The organism is Blautia sp. MCC270 (genome assembly GCF_018785605.1).
Taxonomy (GTDB): Bacteria; Bacillota; Clostridia; order Lachnospirales; family Lachnospiraceae; genus Blautia_A; species Blautia_A fusiformis.
In genome coordinates this window covers 148,868-171,083 of sequence record NZ_WQQD01000004.1, presented here as the reverse complement: position 1 = coordinate 171,083, position 22,216 = coordinate 148,868, and the positions used below count along the sequence as shown (strand labels likewise).

The following is a 22,216-nucleotide window of genomic DNA, read 5'->3' as shown; positions in this document are numbered from 1 at the left end:
TTGACCAAGAAACGCAGGTTAAGAATTGATTCAAAGAGTTTGATTAACGATCAACAAGCATGTATGTAGTTTTTAAGGTATAATCCTTAAATTAAATATTCCTCCTTAGCTCAGTCGGTAGAGCATGCGGCTGTTAACCGCAGTGTCGTTGGTTCGAGTCCAACAGGGGGAGCATGGTGCCATAGCCAAGTGGTAAGGCAAAGGTCTGCAACACCTCTATCCCCGGTTCAAATCCGGGTGGCACCTCTTAGAAAGTCCTGGAAAGATGAATTTCCAGGGCTTATTTTTTCTATAAAAATGTACTTGCTGAAGACCGTGAAGACAGACTTCTGGAAGATCGGACAGCATCCTTTCCTGATGCTGTCCGACAGATCAGGAATTTTTTTCCGTAAGCAGGATTCGTTTACGATTATAAACCAGATGAAGATACATGGCATCCTGAGCACGCAAAGCGTCATGCTCTGCAATGGCAGCTGCGATTTCGCGATGTGTTTCAATTGTCTCTTCGTGTAGAGCACCACTGGTTGATTCGACAAATAATGGAATAGAGCTGTTAATTACGGGAATCAGCCGCGGAACAACAACATTTTTGCTGCTCAGCGCGATCGCTGTATGAAATTCAATGTCTTTTTGGGTATGATCCACATGTTTTTTTAATAATGCTTCAACATCATCACAAAGTGTGGTGATTTTTTTTATATCTTTTTTATTGGCGCGGGTGGCAGCCATTGCTGCAATAGAGGGTTCAAGCAGAAAACGGACTTCAAGAAGGTCATGGATCAGCTTCTGCTTGTTGCCGATAAAGGTTAATCCCAGCGGATCCTCCACCATTCCCGGAGATGATGCGATATAGGTTCCGGATCCCTGACGGATCGTCACGATATTTCTGGAAGCAAGAAGCTTCATTGCCTCGCGGACAGAGCTTCTTCCGGCATTCAGACGTTCGGACAGAACCGTTTCATTAGGCAGCTTGTCTCAAGGCTGCAGATTTTCCTTTAAAATAAATGCGATGATGTCTTCCGATAATTTTTGCGGAAGACTTTTTTCTTCTGATGACGAAATCATCATATGAGTTTCTCCATTTCTATTCGTTATTTCTTTTTATATTTTCCTTATATCTATAATAATTCCTTTAAACTATAATGTCAAAACGACAAAATGCACAAAAAATAAGACGATAATTTAGATAAAATTACAGTATTGCGTTTTTGCAAGAATGAATATATTATAAATACATCAGATGAATTGAAACGAAAATAAAGAAAATCAGTACAATTCAAAAGAAAAAACAACAGAAAGGTCAGATGTATTTAACGAAAAGTAAAACATCGGATGAATTAAGGAGGCAAAAGCAGAAAAAATGGAAGAAACAACATTTACAGCAGATCCAATGAGATTGATGCTTGCTGCGGCAGTGGGAATTGTGATCCTGCTGGTGCTGATCATCAAATTTAAACTGCATCCGGTTCTGTCAATGATGATTTCAGCGATCATCATCGGTGCAGGTGCCGGAATGCCACTGGAAATGATCTCAGACACAGTAGAAAAAGGTGTTGGAAAGACATTACAGGGAATCGCACTTCTGGTAGGACTGGGTTCCATGTTCGGCGGAATACTGGAAGTGAGCGGAGGCGCTCAGAGAATAGCGGAAACACTGATCGACAAATTCGGTCAGAAAAAAGCCGGTTGGGCACTGGGACTTACCGGACTGGTGATCGGTACAACCGTATTTTTTGAAGCAGGTGTTGTAGTACTGATCCCACTGGTATTCAGTGTTGCAAAGCAGACAAAAAAATCCACACTGTATTATGCAATCCCACTTCTTTCAGGTCTTGCCAGCGGATATGCTTTTGTACCGCCTTCTGCGGGATCTGTACTGGTTGCCAATGCACTTGGCGTAAACCTGGGAACTATGATCATGGTTGGAGTTCCAACTGCACTGATCTGTATGCTGGTTTCAGGAATTATCTGGGGAAATCTGGTTGGAAACAAAATTTTCACTGAACTTCCGGCCAATGTGGAAGAAATCAAAGATGATGGAAAAGAGTTGCCGCCATTTGGTCTGGTGCTGGGCGTGATACTGATCCCGCTTGTTCTGATCCTTCTCAGTACTGTATCTAAATACATGCCAATTCCGGCAGGAATACAGAGTTTTCTCGGATTTATCGGAAAACCGTTTCTGGCACTGACTATCGCAACGCTTGCAGCAATGTATTTTCTTGGAATCCGTCGTGGCTTTACCGGTGCACAGTTAAAGAAAATACTGGATCATTCACTGAGACCGGTTGGAATGATCCTTCTGGTCATCGCCAGCGGCGGAGTGATCCGATGGATGCTTCAGGATTCCGGCCTTGGAAATATTATCGGACCGGCCCTGGAAAAAAGCGGTCTTCCGCTGATCCTGATCGCGTTTCTGATCGCAATCCTGGTAAGGGCATCTGTGGGAAGCTCCATTGTGGCAATGACCATGGCATCAGGAATCATGGCGACTATGCCGGCAGTAATGGATACAAGCATGCTTTACAGAGCTGCTATGTGCTGTGCGATCTGCGGTGGTGCAACTGCACTGAGTCATGTAAATGATGCCGGATTCTGGCTGGTAAGTACTTTCCTTGAGATTGACGAAAAAACGACATTAAAATCCTGGACGATCATGGAAACACTGATCGGTGTTACAGCACTTGTTGTAGGCTTTGTTATTTCAATTTTTGCATAGGAGGAAGAGCGTAATGATAAAGATACCGGTTTATTTAAGAGACATGTATGATGCAAAGCATCTTGTACAGGCTGCATCCGGCTGCCGGAAGGATGTGGAACTGATCTGTGGAAGATATGTCGTAGATGCAAAGTCCATACTGGGAGTATTCAGCCTTCCTACATTTAATAATGTGGAAATCGGAGCAGAAGAAGAGGATGTAAAGGAACTTAGAGAAAAGCTGGAAAATCTGAATCTGATCAGAGAATAGGAAATGGAGGAAAAAATCATGAAGTTAGTAAGTCAGGAAATGAGAAAGCTTGCACCGGAGCTTGATCCGCTGCGCCTTGGAACAGGATGGAAAAAAGAAGATCTGGGAAAGGTTCAGGTCATGGTGGAAAGCACTTATGGTGACAGCCATCCGGGAAGCGGACACCTGAACATCCTTGTGGAAGAAGTTCGTAAAGGAATCGCAGAAGAAGGTGGTTTTGGTGCACGCTATAACTGTACCGATATCTGTGATGGTGAAAGCCAGGGAACAGACGGAATCAACTACAGCCTGGCAAGCCGTGAAATGATCGCAAACATGATCGAGATCCATGCAAATGCAACACCATTTGATGCCGGTGTATATCTTTCAAGCTGTGACAAGGGTGTACCTGGAAATCTGATCGGACTTGCAAGAGTAAATATCCCTTCCGTATTTGTTCCGGGCGGAACCATGAATGCGGGACCTGAGATGTTGACCCTTGAGCAGCTGGGAATGTACAGTGCAAAGTTTGAGCGTGGAGAGATCAACGAAGAGAAGCTTGACTGGGCAAAATGCAATGCTTGCCCAAGCTGTGGAGCCTGCTCCTTTATCGGAACAGCTTCAACAATGCAGATCATGGCAGAGGCACTTGGACTTACACTTCCTGGTACAGCTCTGATGCCGTCAACAAGCCCGGATCTTCTTGCTTTCGCAAGAGAGGCAGGAAGACAGGCAGTAAGGATCGCACAGATGGAAAATATGCGTCCTTCTGATATCGTAACTATGGACAGCTTTGAGAATGCGATCCTTGTACACGCTGCAATCTCCGGAAGTACAAACTGTCTGCTTCACATTCCGGCGATCGCACATGAGTTTGGCATTGAGATCACAGGTGATACCTTTGACAGACTGCACAGAAATGCAAGATATCTTCTGGATGTACGTCCTGCAGGACGCTGGCCTGCTGAGTGCTTCTATTATGCAGGTGGTGTACCGGCGATCATGGAGGAGATCAAGGAACATCTCCATCTGGATGTTATGACAGTTACAGGAAAGACTCTCGGAGAAAACCTTGAGGAGCTGAAGAACAACGGATTTTATGAGAAATGCGACAAATGGCTTCAGGAATTTAACAAACGTTACAATGTAAACCTTACAAAGGAAGATATCATCCGTCCATATGACAAGGCAATCGGAACCGACGGAAGCATCGCTGTTCTCCGTGGAAACCTTGCACCTGAGGGAGCTGTGATCAAACACACCGCATGCCCGAAGGAAATGTTCAAATCCGTTCTCCGCGCAAGACCGTTCGACAGTGAAGAGGAGTGTCTGGATGCAGTTCTGAAGCATAAGGTTCAGAAAGGTGATGCAGTATTCATCCGTTACGAGGGACCAAAGGGAAGTGGAATGCCGGAGATGTTCTACACATCTGAGGCAATCAGCAGTGATAAAGAGCTTGGAAAGAGTATCGCACTGATCACAGACGGACGTTTTTCCGGAGCATCTACAGGCCCTGTTATCGGACACTGCAGCCCTGAGGCTGTTGACGGTGGCCCAATCGCACTTGTTGAGGAAGGCGACCTTATTGAGATCGACGTTATGGAAAGAAAGCTGAACATCATCGGAATCGCAGGCGAAAGAAAGTCAATGGAAGAGATCGACCAGATCCTTGCCGAGAGACGTAAAAACTGGAAGCCAAGAGAACCAAAATACAAAAAAGGTGTGCTGAGACTTTTCAGTGAGCATGCTGCAAGCCCAATGAAGGGAGCCTATCTGGAGTATTGATCATGAAACATAAATTTATTACTCTCGGCGAGATCATGCTGCGTCTGACACCGCCGGATTATGAAAAAATCAGAACAGCAACAACCTTTGAGGCAAGATACGGGGGAAGCGAGGCGAATGTCGCCCTTTCCCTGGCAAATCTTGGAATAGATGCTTCATTTTTTACAGTAGTTCCGGATAACAGTCTTGGAAAAAGTGCTGTACGTATGATGAGAAGCAATGATGTGAACTGTGACAGTGTGGTTTATTCCACAGAGGAAGAAACTCCGACACACCGTCTTGGAACTTATTATCTGGAGACAGGTTACGGGATCCGCCCCAGCAAGGTAGTTTATGACAGAAAGCACAGCGCTTTTTCCGAGTATGACTTCAGCAAAACAGATGTGAAAAAACTGCTGGAAGGATATACATGGCTGCATCTGAGCGGGATCACCCCTGCTCTTGGAACAAAATGCAGGGATCTGATCTTAAACTGCCTGAAGGCAGCAAAAGAAATGAACATGACCGTAAGCTTTGACGGAAATTTCAGAAGTACGCTGTGGACCTGGGAAGAGGCCAGAGATTTCTGTACACTTTGTCTTCCATATGTAAATGTCCTTTTCGGGATCGAGCCGTACCATATCTGGAAAAATGAAGAAGACCACAGTGCAGGGGATGTAAAGGATGGAATCCCGTTTCAGCCGGATTTTGAACAGCAGGAAAAAGTGTTCCGGGCATTTGCGGACAGATATCCGAATATAAAATGCATTGCAAGACATGTCCGTTTTGCACATAGCTGCAGTGAAAACAGTCTTATGGCATATCTCTGGTTAAACGGAAAGACTTACGAAAGCAAGCGCCTGACCTTCCACATTCTTGATCGTGTCGGTGGCGGAGATGCATTTGTAAGTGGGATCATCTATGGCCTTATGAATGAGTATACACCGGAAGATACCGTGAATTTCGGTGTTGCTGCCAGTGCTGTGAAGCATACGATCCATGGTGATGGAAACATTACCGATGATGTATCTATGATCAGACATGTGATGGAAATGAACTTTGATATAAAAAGATAAAAAGGAAGGGAAATTCAGATGAAAGAGATAGCAGAAAAATTTCAGAAATTTGGTGTGGTTCCGGTTGTAGTGCTGGAAGATACAAAAGATGCAGTACCGCTGGCAAAGGCTCTGGTTGAGGGCGGCCTTCCATGTGCAGAGGTGACATTCCGCACAGAAGCAGCAGAAGAGTCTATCCGTCTCATGGCAGAGCAGTTCCCGGAAATGCTTGTGGGAGCAGGTACCGTACTTACAACAGAACAGGTAGACGCGGCTGTTGGCGCCGGAGCAAAATTTATCGTAAGCCCGGGCTTTGATCCTAAGATCGTAGACTATTGTCTGGAAAAAGACATTCCTGTTTTCCCGGGATGTATCACACCATCTGAGGTTGCACAGGCAGTGAAAAGAGGTCTTAAGGTAGTAAAATTCTTCCCGGCAGAACCGGCAGGCGGAATTTCAATGATCAAGGCTATGGCAGCTCCTTATACAGGAATCCGGTTTATGCCTACCGGCGGGATCAATGCGAAAAACCTTGAGGACTATCTTTCCTGTGACAAAATCCTCTGCTGCGGCGGAAGCTGGATGGTAAAAGGAGATCTTGTGAAGGCAGGAGAATTTGACAAAATAAGAGAACTGACAGCAGAAGCAAAAAAGCTTGCGGATTCCATAAGAAAGTAATCAAACTTAATACACATATTCAATAAAAAAAGCAGAACCCTGCACAACCAGGCAGAGTTCTGCTTTTTTGTCAATTATTGTGAAAATAGATCAATGAAGCAGGATCGGCAGAAGCTTTTTCCGCTTCAGCTGCCAGATCAGCTGCAGGATCGGCAGAAGGTTTCCGAAGATCCATTCGGTAAAGATAAAAGATTCCACCGAAGAAACCGGGAATCAGTCCGGCGTATCCACCGGCACATAAGATCACAGTCAGCTTCACCATCAGTTCTGTCTGAAGTTCCAGACAAACAAGTAATCCTGCAAGAATTCCGGCTGCACTCCATCCAGCTGTCAAAAGTGCAAGAAAAACAGCTGGCGCAGGGGCCTTTTTTAAATTTTGATCTAAGTGATTCCACAGTGCTTTATACATAATCCATTCCTCCTGTTTTGCTGGAATTATACTTCTGCTGTTGTCAGCAACAGTCAGCCATAATATTGATTTCCTTTATCTGTCTGTATTATAGAAAAGAAATGTAAAATACAAATGCGCAGGAATGAAAAATCTTTGTAAAATATAAGTAGAAATTGCATTTTGAATTAAGAACCGATATACTTATAAATATAGTTATTGATAATATTCGATCACAGCCGAAAACATTTTTCTACAGCTGTGATACGTGAGTGAGAGAATTAAAAGGGGGCAGATAAAAGCCCCCTGAAATCATATAGAGAGTAAAGAGGAGGGGTGGAAATGGAGCATACGGAAGAATATGTGAAGCTGGAGAATGTATCCAAAATCTATGGATCAAAAGAAGTGAAGATCATAGCTGTGGATGAGATCAGCTTCCGGATAAAAAAAGGAGAATTTGTGGTTGTGGTAGGACCAAGCGGTGCCGGAAAGACAACGGTGCTGAATATCCTGGGCGGAATGGATAAGGCCACATCCGGCAATGTCTGGATCGATGGAAAAAATATCGCAAAATATACAGACCGGCAGCTGACCGGATACCGACGGGAGGATATTGGATTTGTATTCCAGTTTTATAATCTGGTGCCAAATCTGACTGCATTGGAGAATGTGGAGCTTGCTCTTCAGATCTGTAAGGATCCTCTGGATGCTAGGACAGTTCTGGAGGAAGTAGGGCTGAGGGAGAGACTAACCAATTTTCCGGCACAGTTATCCGGCGGTGAGCAGCAGAGAGTTTCCATAGCCAGAGCGCTGGCGAAGAATCCAAAGCTTCTGCTCTGTGATGAACCTACAGGAGCGTTGGATTATCAGACCGGCAAGGCAATCCTGAAGCTCCTTCAGGATACCTGCAGGGAACGGGGCATGACGGTTATTGTCATTACTCACAACTCTGCATTGACACCTATGGCCGACCGTGTGATCAAGATCAAAAACGGCAAGGTTTCCAGGATGACTGAAAATGCACATCCCACACCAGTGGAAGAGATTGAATGGTAGGTGACGGAATGAAGGCATTACACAAAGATTTCTGGATGGAGATCCGGAAAAGTAAAGCACGTTTTATCTCGATCTTTCTGATCGTGGCACTGGGTGTTGCATTTTTTTCCGGGATCCAGGCGTCTTCTCCGGATATGAGATATTCAGGAGATGCTTATTATGAAGCAGCAAAGCTGATGGATCTGAAGATCCAGGGAACCCTGGGACTGACTCAGCGTGATGTAAAAGCGGTATCGGATATTGACGGTGTGGAACTGGCTGAGGGCAGCTACTCTACGGATGTTATGAGTGGAGAGGACGATGCCAGGAAGGTTCTTCATCTGGAATCTATCAGCAGCAATTTTAATCTACTTACAGCAGATGAAGGAAGGATACCGGAAAAAAGCGGCGAGATTTTTCTGGACAAGCCATTTGCAAAGAATCGGGGGTATAAAATCGGGGATACCATATCTGTCAGTGAGGATGGAGACAGTGAGCTTCTGAAAAAAACAACCTATACAGTTGTGGGAATCGGAAGCAGCCCTCTTTATATTTCATTTAACAGAGGAAATACGACTCTTGGATCCGGTGAGGTCAGCGGCTTCGGATACATTCTTCCTGAGGATTTTGAACAGGAAGCTTTTACCCAGATCTATATTATGGTTCATGAATCTGGGGATGTGATCAGCTATACCGATGCTTACGACAATCTTATCAGGAAAATACAGAAGCGTGTGGAAGGCATCGAAAAAGAACAGTGCAGTCTGCGCTACGATGAGATCGTCGCAGAAGCCAATGAAAAACTGAATGATGCCAGAAAAGAGCTTGAGGACGGAAAGAAGGAATCAGAGGAAAAACTTGGCGACGCGAAGAAAAAGCTGGATGATGGGCAGAAGAAGTATGAGGATGGAAAAAAAGAGTACGAAGATGGAAAACAGCAGCTCAGTGATGCAAAAAAGGAGCTGACCGATGGAAAACAGCAGCTTGCTGACGGAAGAAAACAGATTGAAGATGGATGGTCTCAGCTTAACAGCGCAAAACAGCAGGTGGAAGACGGTCTGTCCCAGTTAAATGCTGCCAGATCCCAGCTTGCTGACTCCGAAGCACAGATAAATGAGAAGCAGTCAGAGCTGACTGCCGGATATGAACAGCTGACTGCCGCAAAACAGCAGGTAAGTGACGGTGAGGCCCAGCTCCGGGAAGCGGAGAAAACACTGGAAAGCAAACAGGCTGAGCTTGACAGTGGAAGAGAACAGTTGGAAACGGGAAAGAATACGATCAAAGAAACAAAGGCTGCTCTCACCAGTCAGAAAGAACAGTGTGAGGCAGGACTTGTACAGGTTTCTGAGGGCGAATCCCAGATCAGTTCCAGTGAAGAAGCCCTTTCCGGGCAGCAGGCACAGCTGGATGAATTGACCAGCCAGAAAGAGGCATTAAGCAGTCAGGCGGCGGAGCTGCAGGCGCAGTATGACGCCGGTGCGGAAGCAGGAAAAAACCAGGAAGAGCTGGCGGAGCTTTCCACGCAGATCCAGACATTAAATGGCCAGATCAGTGCAATGGAAGAACAGATAAATGCCGGCCAGGCACAGCTCGACGGGGCACAGTCAGAGCTTACAGCGAAAAAATCAGAGCTGGCCCAGACAAGAGCTACCTTGGAGAGCAGCCTTGGTCAGATCAATGAGGGCTTCAGCCAAATCAAGGAACAGGAAGAGACACTTTCCCAGACAGAAGCACAGCTGAACGCAGGCCAGGAAGAACTGGATAAAGGGAAAAAAGAGCTGGAAACAAAGAAAGCTGAGCTTTCAGCGGCAAAAGAAGAAATTACGGCAAACCAGGCAACTCTGGATGATGGCCAGAGTCAGCTGGATTCGGCCAGAGCCCAGCTCAGCGCAGGGCGGCAGCAGCTGGAGGAAAAGCAGGCACAGTTAAATGCAGGACAGGCAGAGATCCAGACAAATACGGAAAAGCTTACCAGCAGTCAGGCAGAACTGGATGAAAATGAACAGAAGCTCCTGGATGGTGAAAAAGAGATCCGGGAAAATGAACAGAAATTAAAAGACGCCAAAAAAGACCTGGAGGACGTAAAAAAGAAGCTTTCCGATGGAAAGAAAGAATATCAGGACGGCAAAAAAGAAGCCGATGACAAAATTGCGGAAGCCCAGCAGAAGATCGAGGATGCCCAGAAAGAGGTGGATGATATTGAAACACCGGAGTGGATCGTCACGGACCGCAATGACCTTCCAGAATATTCGGATTTTGGTGATAACGCAGAGCGACTGAAAAACATCGGAAAGGTTTTCCCGATGATATTCTTCCTTGTAGCGGCTCTGATCAGTCTTACCACGATGACACGAATGGTGGAGGAACAGCGAACCCAGATCGGAACTATGAAAGCGCTGGGATACGGAAAAGCATCCATTGCATCCAAGTATCTCAGCTACGCATTTCTGGCTACAGTAGGCGGAAGTATCGCAGGAGTACTTTTCGGAGAAAAGGTTCTTCCGTATATCATTATCCAAGCCTATGGGATCATGTACTGGAATATTGGCGATCACATGCAGCTGGATTATGAGTTACAATATGCACTGATCGCTTCCGGAGCAGCAGTGATCTGTACTATGGGTGCCACACTTTTTTCCTGCGCAAAAACCCTGGCAGAAACACCGGCATCTTTGATGCGTCCGCCTGCACCGAAAGAAGGAAAACGGATCCTTATTGAACGGATCAGCTTTATCTGGAAGCATCTGAGCTTTTCCTGGAAATCATCCATGCGAAACCTTTTCCGTTATAAAAAGCGTCTTTTTATGACCATTTTCGGAATTGCAGGAAGCATGGGACTGATGCTTGTAGGATTCGGACTTTATGATTCCATTATGGATATTGCAATTCTCCAATATGACCAGATCCAGCACTATGATGCCATGGTGATCAATGATGAGGATGCCACAGACAGTCAGGAAAAGGATCTTCTGAAATTTCTGGACGGAAACAGCGAGATCGATCACTATACCCGTGTGCAGCTCACCAAGATGACGGCTCCAAAAGAAAAGGGAAGTGTCAGTATCTATGTGTATGTTCCGGAAAATACGGAAAATTTTAAAGAGGATGTAACATTGCGTGACAGAAAGTCCCACGAGCAGTATGAGCTTACCGATGATGGAGCGGTGATCTGTGAAAAAACGGCTTCTCTTATCGGTGTGAAAGCAGGAGACAAGATCATCCTGGAGAAAGACAACAGAAAGTATAAAGTAAAGATCACTGCTGTCACAGAGAACTATATGGGACATTACGTTTACATGACCCCACCCTGCTATGAAAAAACATTCGGAGAGAAACCGGAATATTCAAGTACAGTATATACTATGAAAGAGGATGCAGAGAGTGATCTGGAAACTCTTGGAAATGCGATCCTGAAATATCCGGCAGCTTTAAGTATCAGCTATACAAGCAGCACAGCAGGTCAGGTAGAGCGAATGCTGGGATCCCTCGGAGCGGTGATCTGGGTCCTGATCATTTCTGCCGGAATGCTGGCATTTGTGGTACTGTATAATCTGAACAACATCAATATCACAGAGCGGCAGAGAGAGCTTGCAACATTGAAGGTCCTGGGATTTTATGATGGCGAGGTTTCCCAGTATGTATTCCGGGAAAATATCCTGCTGTCTTTCATAGGGATCCTGGCAGGCGCAGTGTTCGGAATCCTCCTTCACCGGTATGTGATCACAACCGTTGAGGTAGATGCGGTAATGTTCGGAAGAAATATCAAGCCAATAAGCTTTGTTTACAGTGGAATCATTACCTTTGGGTTCTCCATGTTTGTAAATATGGTGATGCATTTTAAGCTGAAAAAGATCAATATGGTAGAGTCACTGAAAAGCGTGGAATAAAATAATGAAATGCCAGAAAGATCTTCGTATCCGGAAATATGTGAAATCCCAGGAAAAGCAGGCCTCTGTCTTGACAAAAAAAGAAAATTTCATTATAGTAGGAACATGGCAAAGGCGTTGAATAAGAGGAGTATGCAGATCTACGCTGACAGAGAGAAATGCACAGACGCAAGAGAAGCGCAGGCTGAAAGGCATTTTCAGATGGAGGACTGCAGAAGGTAGCTTAGGAGCCGGGAAACTGAAAGCAGAAATGCAGAACGGATGCAGATGCTGCTGTGTAGGTTTTCACGTACCCCGCGTTAAGGGACAAGAGATAGACGGGAATAACAGATGTTTTTTCCGGATAATGAAGGTGGTACCGCGAGAATGATCGCCCTTCGCACATTAGTTATTGGCTTTTGTGTGGAGGGCGTGTTTTTTCTTGCAGAAAACAGGAGCATTTTAGGGTTCCTATAATCAGAAAGATTCAGGAGGAAAACATGAGCAAAGAACTTGCAAAGACTTATGATCCCAAGGGTATTGAGGATCGTCTGTACAAAAAATGGATGGATAACGGATACTTCCATGCAAAAGTTAATCCAGACAAAAAACCTTTTACAATTGTAATGCCGCCGCCCAATGTAACCGGACAGCTGCATATGGGACATGCACTGGATGAGACCATGCAGGATATCCTGATCCGTTTCAAAAGAATGCAGGGCTATGAGGCTCTCTGGCAGCCGGGAACTGACCATGCAGCCATCGCTACAGAGGTTAAGGTAACAGAGAAACTTCGTAAGGAAGGGATTGATAAGAACGAGATCGGCCGTGACGAATTTATGAAACATGCCTGGGCATGGAAAGAGGAGTACGGCGGAAAGATCATCAACCAGCTGAAAAAGCTGGGAGCATCTGCAGACTGGGAGCGTGAGCGCTTTACCATGGATGAGGGCTGCTCCAAGGCTGTTCAGGAAGTATTTATCCGCCTTTATGAGAAAGGCTATATCTACAAAGGCTCCAGGATCATCAACTGGTGTCCGGTATGCCAGACCTCTATTTCTGATGCAGAGGTTGTACATGAGGACCAGGACGGATTTTTCTGGCACATCAATTATCCCATCGTAGGTGAGGAAGGACGTTTTGTTGAGATCGCGACCACTCGTCCGGAGACACTTCTCGGCGATACAGCAGTTGCTGTAAACCCGGAGGATGAAAGATATAAAGACCTTGTAGGAAAGATGCTGAAGCTTCCTCTTACAGACAGAGAGATCCCGGTTATTGCCGATGAGTATGTTGACAAGGAATTCGGAACAGGCTGCGTTAAGATCACACCGGCACACGACCCCAACGACTTTGAGGTTGGACGCCGTCATAACCTTGAGGAGATCAACATCTTAAATGATGATGCCACCATCAACAGTCTTGGCGGAAAATATGCAGGTATGGACCGTTACGAGGCACGTAAGGCCATGGTAGAGGACCTGAAGGAGCAGGGACTTCTTGTAAAGGTTGTTCCGCACAGCCACAGTGTTGGTACCCATGACCGCTGCGGTACAACGGTAGAGCCGATGATCAAACCACAGTGGTTTGTAAAAATGGACGAAATGGCAAAAGCTGCTATCAAAACTCTGGACGACGGAAACCTTCAGTTTGTTCCGGCACGTTTTGACAAGACTTACCTGCACTGGCTGGAGAATATCCGTGACTGGTGTATTTCCCGTCAGCTTTGGTGGGGACACAGGATCCCGGCTTATTACTGCGATGAGTGCGGTGAGATGGTGGTTGGAAGAGAGATGCCGGAGAAATGCCCGAAATGCGGATGCACACATATGCATCAGGATGAGGACACTCTGGATACCTGGTTCAGTTCCGCACTGTGGCCGTTCTCCACACTTGGATGGCCGGATAAGACACCGGAGCTTGAGTATTTCTATCCTACAGATGTTCTGGTAACCGGATATGATATCATCTTCTTCTGGGTTATCCGTATGGTATTCTCCGCACTGGAGCAGACCGGTGAGACACCGTTCCACCATGTACTGATCCACGGTCTGGTACGTGACTCACAGGGACGTAAGATGAGTAAGTCTCTTGGAAACGGTATCGATCCGCTGGAGGTTATCGACAAATACGGCGCAGATGCCCTTCGTCTGACACTGATGACAGGTAATGCACCTGGAAATGATATGCGTTTCTACTGGGAGCGTGTAGAATCCAGCCGTAACTTTGCAAATAAGATCTGGAATGCTTCCCGTTTCATTATGATGAACCTGGAGGGCAAGACAGTAACAGCGCCGGAAGACCTGAACGCACTGTGCAACGAGGATAAATGGATCCTTTCCAGACTGAACACAGTGATCCGTGATGTTACTGAGAATATGGATAAATATGAGCTTGGAATTGCCGTACAGAAGGTCTATGATTTCCTGTGGGATGAGCTCTGTGACTGGTATATCGAGATGGCAAAGGTAAGACTGTGGAAGGCAGAGGAAAACCCGGCAGCAGCAAACGATGCACTGTGGACACTCCGCACTGCGCTGACACAGGGACTGAAGCTTCTTCATCCGTTCATGCCGTTTATCACAGAAGAGATCTACTGCACACTGCTTCCGGAGGAAGAGTCCATCATGATCTCCGACTGGCCGGTATACAAAGACGAGATGGATTTTGCAGATGCTGAGAAAGCAGTTTCAAGCTTCCAGGAGGTTGTACGTGGAATCCGTAACACCAGAAACGAGATGAACGTACCGCAGAATAGAAAGACCAATATCTACATCGTAGGCAAGGATGCAGAGTGCTGTGCACGTTTTGAGTCCTGCAAGAAATCCTTTACAAACCTTGCGTTTGCAAAAGAGATCCACGTACAGCAGGATAAGAACGGAATCGGTGAGGATGCGGTATCCATCGTTGTGGCAGACGGTGTGGTTTATCTGCCGCTGGAGGATCTGATCGACCGTGAAAAAGAAATCGAACGTCTCACAAAAGAGCAGGAGCGACTTACAAAAGAAATCGCACGCTGCGAGGGAATGCTGAACAATCCGAATTTTGTGAACAAGGCACCTGCAGCCAAGGTAGAGGCAGAGAAGGAGAAACTTGAGAAATACAAAGAGATGAAAGAGAAAGTGAACCTGCAGTTAACACAGATGGTGAAATAACGAAGGAGTGTTTTAATGAAGTGGTGTAACTTTTTCAATAAGATTTCGCTGATACTTCAGGCTCTGGGCTGTGCAGTCCTGTACTTTGTGATCGAGGCCATATGCAGGCACTCGTTCACAGAGGCGTGGACCTACATGACCACAAGGCCGCTTGTATTTGCTTATAATGCAGCGTTTATCTTTACGACGATGCTGATTGTTTATCTCTTCCGAAAGAGAATTTTCTGGCGTATCTTTGTGGGCAGCTTATGGCTGTTTCTGGGAATCGTAAACGGTGTGCTTCTTCTCAACCGTGTCACACCGTTTACAGGACCGGATGTGAAGAATCTGACAGATGGTCTCAGTATTGCAAAAAAATATCTGACCCATACCCAGATGACCATAGGTGCAGTTCTTCTGGGAATTGCGGTTCTAATCCTTCTGATCATCCTGATAAGGTCGCCGAAGTACAGAGGCAAGCTGAAATATAAGGTGAATATTCCACTGGTCCTGGTTGGGGTTCTTGCATTTGGAGGAATCACACAGCTTGCTCTGGAAAAAAGAGTTCTTTCCAATTATTTTGGAAATATTGCCATAGCTTATGAGGATTACGGATATCCTTACTGTCTGGCAACGACGATCTTTAATACCGGAATCAGTGCCCCGAGAGATTATTCCAAAAGCGAGATCAAAAGGATCGAGAAGTCGGAAGAAAATCTTCCGGAAACGAAAGAAGGCAGTCATCCGAATATTCTGTTTTTGCAGCTGGAGTCCTTTTTTGATCCTACGCTGGTAAATTATCTGGAGCTGTCAGAAGATCCTATTCCGAATTTCAGAAAGCTGATGAAGGAGTATTCCTCCGGATATTATAAGGTACCTTCCGTAGGAGCTGGAACCGCAAATACTGAGTTTGAATCCATTACCGGAATGAGCCTTCATTATTTTGGACCGGGTGAATATCCGTACAAGAGTATCCTTAAGGAAACTACCTGTGAGAGCGCACCGTATGTTCTGAAGAATCTGGGCTATACTGCTCATGCAGTACATAACAATGAGGCGAATTTCTACGGAAGAAGAAGCATTTTTCCGAATCTGGGATTTGATACCTTCACTTCGGCAGAGTACATGAAGGATGAAAATCAGAAGAACCCGTTGGGCTGGACCAAGGACAGTGTCCTCACCGATGAGATCGTCAAGTGTCTGGATTCCACAGAAGGACCTGATTATGTATATACTATTTCCGTGCAGGGACATGGAGATTATCCTTCAGAACCGGTACTGGAAAATCCGGAGATCACAGTTTCCGGGGCACCTACTGACGAGCTGAATAATAAGTGGGAGTATTATGTAAATCAGATCCATGAGATGGATAATTTTGTCAAAGAGCTGACTGACAGGCTAGCAGATTATCCGGAGGATGTGGTACTGGTCATGTATGGTGATCATCTGCCGACCATGGGACTGACCGTGGAGGATGTGGAGAATAAATATCTGTTCCAGACAGAGTATGTGATGTGGGATAATTTCGGACTTAAGAAAAAGAAAGAAAATCTTGCGGCATACCAGATGGCAGCAGAGGTTATGGACCGTGCAGGTATCCATGAGGGAAATGTTTTCAAGTATCATCAGGCAAGAAGAAATACCAAAAATTATCAGGTGGATCTGGAGACCCTGCAGTACGATCTTCTCTACGGAAAGCAGTATACATATGACGGAGCGAATCCTTTTGAGCGGACAAAGATGCGTATGGGAATCTATGATACCACGCTGGATTCCATTCAGGTTGTGTCTGAGACGGATCACACCTATTATATCCAGGGAACAAACTTTACGCCGTCCAGCCAGGTGAAGATCAACGGAGAATGGTATGATACGGTTTACGTGAATCCTACCAAGCTGATCATTACCGGAAAGGAACTGGATGATTTTGACCGGCTCTCGGTAGTGCAGCGAAGCAACAGTTCCACAAGAAAGGCCATGACAAAGAGCCATGACCGGGCGGTTTATGCGCTGCTCGCTGACAGCAAGTGGAAGCTTGACAGTGAAAAGAGCAGTTCTGATACAGGGTCAATGGAGGAAACGGATACAGCGTTAGAAACGGAATCCACAGAAGATTCCGGTGAAGAAAACAGTACAGACAACCAGTAAATGGCATAGAAAAGATACTCCGATACAAAAAATGTCGGATAAAATATTACGATTAGGACTGGACATCTTCCACCACTATTATATAATGGTATCGTAACGAACAGGAGGGGAGAAGCTTTTCTCCCCAAAAGTTCTTTACGAATACATTATAGATAAGTGATGGTTTTTTTTATGAATTACGAAGAAGCAGTTGCGTATATTGAAGATATACCGAGATTTACTACTAAGAACAGCCTGGACCATACCAGAGAATGCTTAAGAAGACTTGGAGATCCGCAGAGGAAATTCCGTGTGATCCATGTGGCAGGAACCAACGGAAAGGGAAGTACCTGTGCTTTTATCACATCGGTCCTTCGGGAAGCAGGATATTCCTGCGGACTTTTTACATCTCCTCATCTGGTGGAGATCAACGAGCGTTTTCAGATCAACGAGGAAGTGATCGATGACGATACTTTCCTTCGTGCTTTTGAAAAAGTTAAAAAGCTTTCCGATGAGCTGGTTGCGGAGGGAAGCTATCATCCCACCTATTTTGAGACACTCCTTCTGATGGGAATGGTGATCTTTGCAGAAGCCGGCGTGGATTATGTAACACTGGAGACCGGTCTTGGCGGACGTCTGGATGCAACCACTGCTGTGGAGGATCCGGCAGCCTGTGTGATCACATCCATCAGCCTCGATCATATGCAGTATCTTGGAAATACAGTTTCCGAGATCGCAGGAGAGAAGGCAGGGATCATGGTGCCGGGTGTTCCGGTGATCTACGATGGAAATGATCCGGATGCGGCCGGAGTGATGCGTGAGCATGCAGAGAAGCTGGGATGTCCATATTATGAGCTGAAACGGGAAGACACAGAGATCCATAAGATCACAAAGGACGGAATCCGATTTTCTCTTAAGGACGAGACATATGGCGATACCGTATTTGATATACCGTTTATCGCCCGTTATCAGGTTATGAATGCAGCTCTTGCGGTGAAAACCATTCAGGTACTGGAAGATCAGATTCCGGTATCTCTGGAGGCTCTGAAGGCTGGTATGGCAAAAACACGCTGGCAGGGAAGGATGGAAACGGTTCTTCCGGGTGTGATCGTAGATGGCGCACATAACGAAGACGGTGTTGAGAAGTTTGTAGAGACAGCAGAACATTTCCAGAAGGAATTTCCTCTGACTCTGCTGTTTTCCGCAGTGGATGACAAGGACTATACGGATATGATCCGCACGATCTGTAGCAGGATCCGTTTTCGACATGTGATCGTCACACAGGTAGGCGGATACCGCAAAGTTCCAGTAGAAGAGCTTGCGGAGATCTTCCGTGAAGACGGAGTACCGGAAGTGGAAGCAATAGAGGATGTTCCAGCAGCTTTTGAACGGGCAGTAAAGGAAAAAGGTGAGGATGGAATGCTGTTCTGTGTAGGATCCCTTTATCTGGTCGGTGAGATCAAGGCTGTGATCAGGAGGAAAAAATTATGATCGATTACGAAGAGGAACTGAAGAAATTTGAACCATGTCTGGATGTGGCAGATGTAGAAGGTGTCATTTATGACCGGGAGATCACAGATATCATGGATGTACTCCAGGAGATGCTGCGTGAGGTCAAGAGCAACAGACGTGTAAGATAAGGAGAAGTGGATGAACTGCATAAACTGTGGAGCGTTCCTGACGGATACAGATCTGGATTATTGTCCGCACTGTGGAGCCAATGTACTGATCCAGAAGAAGGTGGATTATCTTTCCAAGCTTTATTATAATCAGGGGCTGGAAAAAGCCAGCATCCGGGATCTGTCCGGGGCGATCAGCTGTCTGAAGCAAAGTCTTGCTTATGACAAACGGAATATCCGTGCAAGAAATCTTCTTGGTCTTGTATATTTTGAGACCGGTGAGGTGGTTGCCGCACTGAGTGAGTGGGTCATCAGCAAGAATATCCAGAAGAACCGAAATCTGGCTTCAGAATATATTGCCAGGCTTCAGGCAAACCAGAACAAACTGGAAACAATCAACGAAAGCATCAAGAAATATAACAATGCCCTCGCCATGTGTAGGGAAGGCCATGAGGATATGGCGGCCATCCGCCTGAAAAAGATCCTGTCCCAGAATCCCAAGCTGATCAAGGGGTATCATCTTCTTGCTCTGATCCAGATGAAGAATCAGGAGTGGAATAAGGCGAGAAGAACCCTGAAAAAAGCAGCCAGGATCGACAAGACCAATACCACCACACTTCGTTTCCTGCGTGAAGTTGACGAGCAGACGGGTGTTACCACAAAGATGGAAAAACGGCGTAAGGGCTTGTTTGGAAATGAAAAAAATGAGAATGATAATATTTCAGGAGAAATCGTTGTAAGGCCGTCGTCTTATAAAGAAAGATCAAAGATATCACTTTTCTTTACCACGGTACTTGGATTTGCGGCAGGGGCGGCAGCATTCTGGCTCCTTGTACTGCCGGCTGTGAAACAGGATATTTACAGGCAGGCCAATCAGCAGATCATACAGTACAGTGATTCTCTTTCCAGCCAGAGCGTGGAGCTTACCAAAGCTCAGGGAGAAGCTGCCCAGTCCAGTGATACGGCAGATGCAGTTGCCAAGCAGGCAGAGGAAGAGCAGAAACGCAGTCAGAGCTATGAGGCTTTGTTTAATGCATATACTGCCATGCAGCAGGAGGATTTGGATACAGCGGCGCTGGAACTACAGAAGGTATATGTGGATACACTGTCAGATTCTGCAAAGGGGATTTACAGTACTATCAGCGGAAAGACCGGTGTAAGCGGGATCGAGAGCGGAGCTTCTGGCGGAACGTCCAGTGCTGACAGCAGCACAGATGGAACAGCTGAAGCTGGAGTGGATGCCGCAGCTTCGGCGGGAGAAGATGCACAGAGCCCTGACGGAGATTCCGGAGAAGACAGCAGCTACAGTGACGGAGGAGATGAGGATTCCTCTTACGATGGAGGTTATACAGAATAAAAAAGATCATAACTCATACAGAGGAGAAACCTCGGATAAGGGGAATGTGCGTTGGCGCATTCCTCTTTTTTTACCCTTTGGTCATGAGAAATGGAATAAAAAATCAAAAATGGGGGAATGATAGAATGACATCAGGTTTTGAAAAATCCGGAACCGTGCTGACTGTACATCTTCCGGCGGAACTGGATCATCCGGCTTCTGATGAGATTCGGAGAGATTCAGACCGAATTATTGGACATAACTATATAAAAAATATGATTTTTGATTTCTCAGAGACCGTTTTTATGGACAGTTCCGGGATCGGTCTGCTGATGGGTAGGTACCGGGCACTTGGCATGAGGGGGAAATGTGTGCAGGTTGTCAATGTGAACAGTCATATTGCAAAGCTTCTGCGGCTATCCGGAGTGGGAAAATATATTGAAATCTGTGGAATTAAAAAATCGGCAGGTGAACAGGAGGGTGTTTATGATGGAAAACACAAATGAAATGACGATCATTTTTGACAGCAGACCGGTAAATGAAGCACTGGCAAGAGTTGCTGTGGCTTCATTCTGCACACAGCTGAATCCTACGCTGGAGGAAATTTCGGATCTGAAGACCGCAGTATCGGAGGCAGTGACCAACTGCATCATACACGGGTATGAAGGGGAGATACATAAGATCCGGGTAGAATGTCGTCTCCGGGGGCAGGAGCTTCAGGTAGATGTGACAGATCACGGAGCCGGGATCCCGGATATCAAAAAAGCCATGGAGCCTCTGTTTACCACAAAGGCTGATAAAGACCGCTCCGGTATGGGGTTTACATTCATGGAGGCGTTTATGGATGAGCTTCAGGTGGAATCGGAGGTTGGCCGTGGAACTACAGTGCACATGAAAAAGATCATCAGGAGGTAACTATGGATCGTACTCTTGTCCTCATCGGGCGTGCACACCAGGGGGATAAAGCGGCAAGAGATCTTTTGTTTGAGGAAAATACAGGACTGATATACAGTGTGGCAAAGCGTTTTCTGGGACGAGGGGTGGAGATGGAGGATCTGTTCCAGATCGGCAGCATCGGACTTCTGAAAGCTGTAGATAAGTTTGACATGTCCTATGATGTGAAATTTTCCACCTATGCCGTTCCCATGATCATCGGAGAGATCAAACGTTATCTCAGGGACGACGGGATACTGAAGGTAAGCCGTTCTCTGAAGGAAAACCACTACAGGATCTATCAGGTGAGAGAAGCACTGACACGCCGGCTGGAGCGGGAACCTACGACGGGAGAAATGGCAGAGGAAATGGGAATTTCCATAGAAGAACTGGTAATGACCATGGAATCCGGTGCAGAGGTGGAATCTCTTCACAAAACGATCTATCAGGGTGAGGGAACGGAGATTTCTCTGATGGACAAGCTTCCGGAAAAAGAAAATCGGCAGGAAAAAGTACTGGACAGGATTTTTCTGGAAGAGATACTGGGGACTCTGGAGGCAAAGGAGCGGAGGTTGATCTATATGCGGTATTTTCAGAACATGACCCAGATGGAGATCGCCCATGAGCTTGGCGTATCCCAGGTACAGGTATCCAGAATGGAAAAGAGGATCCTGCGCAGTCTGCAGGAATCCGCAGAGAAAAAATAAAAGAGAGCCATGAGAAATGCTGCTGTTTTCTCATGGCTCCTTTTTGTGGGCAGCAGATTTAGTCAGACTGCTGCTTTTTTATGAAAAAGTACATTTTTGTATTTGGAAAGTGCTCCAAGAAGGATCATACCGATCACACCGGCTGAGATAAATTCGCCGGCTCCTACTGTGAGCATCATAAACGGGATAGGAAGGTTAATGCCATATCCGTAACGAAGCACAAGAGGAACGATCACAATGTTGGAAACGATCGGCGGGATCGGGGCTGTCCATTTGCCTGTATTGCGAAGCTTGTAGGTAAAGAATGCACCGATAAGTGTGGCAATGCTTCCGAAAATGATGTCAACTGGAATCGCACCGCCAAGAAGATTGGCAATGATACATCCCACGAACAGTCCCGGGATGGCAGCCGGTGTGAAGAACGGAAGCACGGTCAGCGCCTCGGAAAACCGGATCTGAACTTCACCGAAGCTAAGTGGCGCGAATACCAGTGTCAGGACAACATATACAGCTGCAATGGCAGCTCCCTGTACCAGAAAATGAGTACCTTTGTTTTTCATGTTTTTTATTCTCCTTTAGTTTTGTTTTACGAGTGGAAGGTCACGAACACTCGGCACATTTATAGGCGG

General features: G+C 46.0%; 18 protein-coding genes and 2 tRNA genes. 17 read left to right on the top strand and 3 right to left on the bottom strand.

The genetic code is table 11. The features are described 5' to 3' along the window. Positions 1-99 precede the first annotated feature (99 nt). Positions 100-172: transfer RNA gene (locus tag GPK58_RS02095), tRNA-Asn, on the top strand. 3 nt (positions 173-175) lie between these two features. Beyond that, a tRNA-Cys gene (locus GPK58_RS02090) sits at positions 176-246 on the top strand. 126 nt (positions 247-372) lie between these two features. Here the strand turns inward: GPK58_RS02090 and GPK58_RS02085 are convergent. Then, positions 373-906, bottom strand: a complete 534-nt coding sequence (locus GPK58_RS02085) for a FadR/GntR family transcriptional regulator (protein ID WP_334300127.1) — start codon at positions 904-906, stop codon at positions 373-375. A 454-nt stretch (positions 907-1,360) separates the two neighbouring features. Here GPK58_RS02085 and GPK58_RS02080 point away from each other — a divergent pair, with 454 nt between their 5' ends. Genes GPK58_RS02080 through GPK58_RS02060 form a run of 5 tightly spaced genes read left to right on the top strand, consistent with a single transcriptional unit; the run spans position 1,361 to position 6,442 of the window. After that, positions 1,361-2,716: a GntP family permease gene (locus GPK58_RS02080; protein WP_059085313.1), complete on the top strand. Its 1,356-nt coding sequence runs from the start codon at positions 1,361-1,363 to the stop codon at positions 2,714-2,716. 13 nt (positions 2,717-2,729) lie between these two features. Then, positions 2,730-2,966, top strand: a complete 237-nt coding sequence (locus GPK58_RS02075; protein WP_021650731.1) for an HPr family phosphocarrier protein — start codon at positions 2,730-2,732, stop codon at positions 2,964-2,966. A gap of 18 nt (positions 2,967-2,984) precedes the next feature. Beyond that, on the top strand, positions 2,985-4,730 hold the full coding sequence (gene ilvD / locus GPK58_RS02070; RefSeq protein ID WP_173740443.1) for a dihydroxy-acid dehydratase: 1,746 nt from the start codon (positions 2,985-2,987) through the stop codon (positions 4,728-4,730). Between the two features lie 2 nt (positions 4,731-4,732). Then, on the top strand, positions 4,733-5,785 hold the full coding sequence (locus GPK58_RS02065; RefSeq protein ID WP_173745742.1) for a sugar kinase: 1,053 nt from the start codon (positions 4,733-4,735) through the stop codon (positions 5,783-5,785). 18 nt (positions 5,786-5,803) lie between these two features. Then, positions 5,804-6,442: a bifunctional 4-hydroxy-2-oxoglutarate aldolase/2-dehydro-3-deoxy-phosphogluconate aldolase gene (locus tag GPK58_RS02060; RefSeq protein WP_021650734.1), complete on the top strand. Its 639-nt coding sequence runs from the start codon at positions 5,804-5,806 to the stop codon at positions 6,440-6,442. Positions 6,443-6,512: 70 nt separating this feature from the next. Here GPK58_RS02060 and GPK58_RS02055 read toward each other — a convergent pair whose 3' ends face one another. Continuing rightward, positions 6,513-6,851 carry a hypothetical protein gene (locus tag GPK58_RS02055; protein WP_215638112.1) on the bottom strand — a complete coding sequence of 113 codons (339 nt, stop codon included), beginning with the start codon at positions 6,849-6,851 and terminating at the stop codon, positions 6,513-6,515. A gap of 321 nt (positions 6,852-7,172) precedes the next feature. Here GPK58_RS02055 and GPK58_RS02050 point away from each other — a divergent pair, with 321 nt between their 5' ends. The 10 genes from GPK58_RS02050 to GPK58_RS02005 all read left to right on the top strand — a co-directional run bounded on the left by GPK58_RS02050 (position 7,173) and on the right by GPK58_RS02005 (position 21,587). After that, on the top strand, positions 7,173-7,886 hold the full coding sequence (locus tag GPK58_RS02050) for an ABC transporter ATP-binding protein (protein ID WP_021977039.1): 714 nt from the start codon (positions 7,173-7,175) through the stop codon (positions 7,884-7,886). After that, complete coding sequence (locus tag GPK58_RS02045; RefSeq protein WP_215638111.1) at positions 7,880-11,752, top strand: FtsX-like permease family protein; 3,873 nt, start codon at positions 7,880-7,882, stop codon at positions 11,750-11,752. The genes GPK58_RS02050 and GPK58_RS02045 overlap by 7 nt, the downstream gene beginning before the upstream one ends. A 479-nt stretch (positions 11,753-12,231) precedes the next feature. Continuing rightward, a complete protein-coding gene (locus GPK58_RS02040; RefSeq protein WP_173745741.1) occupies positions 12,232-14,886 on the top strand; it encodes a valine--tRNA ligase in 2,655 nt (884 codons plus the stop codon). A gap of 15 nt (positions 14,887-14,901) precedes the next feature. Continuing rightward, complete coding sequence (locus GPK58_RS02035; RefSeq protein WP_215638110.1) at positions 14,902-17,013, top strand: LTA synthase family protein; 2,112 nt, start codon at positions 14,902-14,904, stop codon at positions 17,011-17,013. Between the two features lie 171 nt (positions 17,014-17,184). Continuing rightward, complete coding sequence (locus GPK58_RS02030; protein WP_044961009.1) at positions 17,185-18,483, top strand: bifunctional folylpolyglutamate synthase/dihydrofolate synthase; 1,299 nt, start codon at positions 17,185-17,187, stop codon at positions 18,481-18,483. After that, positions 18,480-18,632, top strand: coding sequence for a hypothetical protein (locus tag GPK58_RS02025; protein WP_015526890.1), 153 nt, complete (start codon positions 18,480-18,482; stop codon positions 18,630-18,632). Before GPK58_RS02030 ends, GPK58_RS02025 begins: the two co-directional genes overlap by 4 nt. A gap of 10 nt (positions 18,633-18,642) precedes the next feature. After that, positions 18,643-19,968 carry a hypothetical protein gene (locus GPK58_RS02020; RefSeq protein ID WP_215638109.1) on the top strand — a complete coding sequence of 442 codons (1,326 nt, stop codon included), beginning with the start codon at positions 18,643-18,645 and terminating at the stop codon, positions 19,966-19,968. Between the two features lie 125 nt (positions 19,969-20,093). After that, on the top strand, positions 20,094-20,453 hold the full coding sequence (locus GPK58_RS02015; RefSeq protein WP_044961012.1) for an anti-sigma factor antagonist: 360 nt from the start codon (positions 20,094-20,096) through the stop codon (positions 20,451-20,453). Beyond that, entirely contained in the window at positions 20,437-20,862 is a 426-nt protein-coding gene (spoIIAB, locus tag GPK58_RS02010) for an anti-sigma F factor (protein WP_015526893.1), read from the top strand. The genes GPK58_RS02015 and spoIIAB overlap by 17 nt, the downstream gene beginning before the upstream one ends. A gap of 2 nt (positions 20,863-20,864) precedes the next feature. Continuing rightward, positions 20,865-21,587: a SigF/SigG family RNA polymerase sporulation sigma factor gene (locus tag GPK58_RS02005; protein WP_021650746.1), complete on the top strand. Its 723-nt coding sequence runs from the start codon at positions 20,865-20,867 to the stop codon at positions 21,585-21,587. 62 nt (positions 21,588-21,649) lie between these two features. Here the strand turns inward: GPK58_RS02005 and GPK58_RS02000 are convergent, their stop codons facing one another. Continuing rightward, on the bottom strand, positions 21,650-22,147 hold the full coding sequence (locus GPK58_RS02000; protein ID WP_015526895.1) for a QueT transporter family protein: 498 nt from the start codon (positions 22,145-22,147) through the stop codon (positions 21,650-21,652). Positions 22,148-22,216 lie beyond the last annotated feature (69 nt).

Coding starts and splice junctions, on each gene's coding strand:
- GPK58_RS02005 (WP_021650746.1), top strand. CDS start 20,865: ATGGATCGTACTCTTGTCCTCATCGGGCGTGCACACCAGGGGGATAAA.
- GPK58_RS02065 (WP_173745742.1), top strand. CDS start 4,733: ATGAAACATAAATTTATTACTCTCGGCGAGATCATGCTGCGTCTGACA.
- GPK58_RS02055 (WP_215638112.1), bottom strand. CDS start 6,851: ATGTATAAAGCACTGTGGAATCACTTAGATCAAAATTTAAAAAAGGCC.
- GPK58_RS02020 (WP_215638109.1), top strand. CDS start 18,643: ATGAACTGCATAAACTGTGGAGCGTTCCTGACGGATACAGATCTGGAT.
- GPK58_RS02045 (WP_215638111.1), top strand. CDS start 7,880: ATGGTAGGTGACGGAATGAAGGCATTACACAAAGATTTCTGGATGGAG.
- GPK58_RS02080 (WP_059085313.1), top strand. CDS start 1,361: ATGGAAGAAACAACATTTACAGCAGATCCAATGAGATTGATGCTTGCT.
- GPK58_RS02075 (WP_021650731.1), top strand. CDS start 2,730: ATGATAAAGATACCGGTTTATTTAAGAGACATGTATGATGCAAAGCAT.
- GPK58_RS02015 (WP_044961012.1), top strand. CDS start 20,094: ATGACATCAGGTTTTGAAAAATCCGGAACCGTGCTGACTGTACATCTT.
- GPK58_RS02085 (WP_334300127.1), bottom strand. CDS start 906: ATGAAGCTTCTTGCTTCCAGAAATATCGTGACGATCCGTCAGGGATCC.
- spoIIAB (WP_015526893.1), top strand. CDS start 20,437: ATGGAAAACACAAATGAAATGACGATCATTTTTGACAGCAGACCGGTA.
- GPK58_RS02035 (WP_215638110.1), top strand. CDS start 14,902: ATGAAGTGGTGTAACTTTTTCAATAAGATTTCGCTGATACTTCAGGCT.
- GPK58_RS02030 (WP_044961009.1), top strand. CDS start 17,185: ATGAATTACGAAGAAGCAGTTGCGTATATTGAAGATATACCGAGATTT.
- GPK58_RS02000 (WP_015526895.1), bottom strand. CDS start 22,147: ATGAAAAACAAAGGTACTCATTTTCTGGTACAGGGAGCTGCCATTGCA.
- GPK58_RS02060 (WP_021650734.1), top strand. CDS start 5,804: ATGAAAGAGATAGCAGAAAAATTTCAGAAATTTGGTGTGGTTCCGGTT.
- GPK58_RS02025 (WP_015526890.1), top strand. CDS start 18,480: ATGATCGATTACGAAGAGGAACTGAAGAAATTTGAACCATGTCTGGAT.
- ilvD (WP_173740443.1), top strand. CDS start 2,985: ATGAAGTTAGTAAGTCAGGAAATGAGAAAGCTTGCACCGGAGCTTGAT.
- GPK58_RS02040 (WP_173745741.1), top strand. CDS start 12,232: ATGAGCAAAGAACTTGCAAAGACTTATGATCCCAAGGGTATTGAGGAT.
- GPK58_RS02050 (WP_021977039.1), top strand. CDS start 7,173: ATGGAGCATACGGAAGAATATGTGAAGCTGGAGAATGTATCCAAAATC.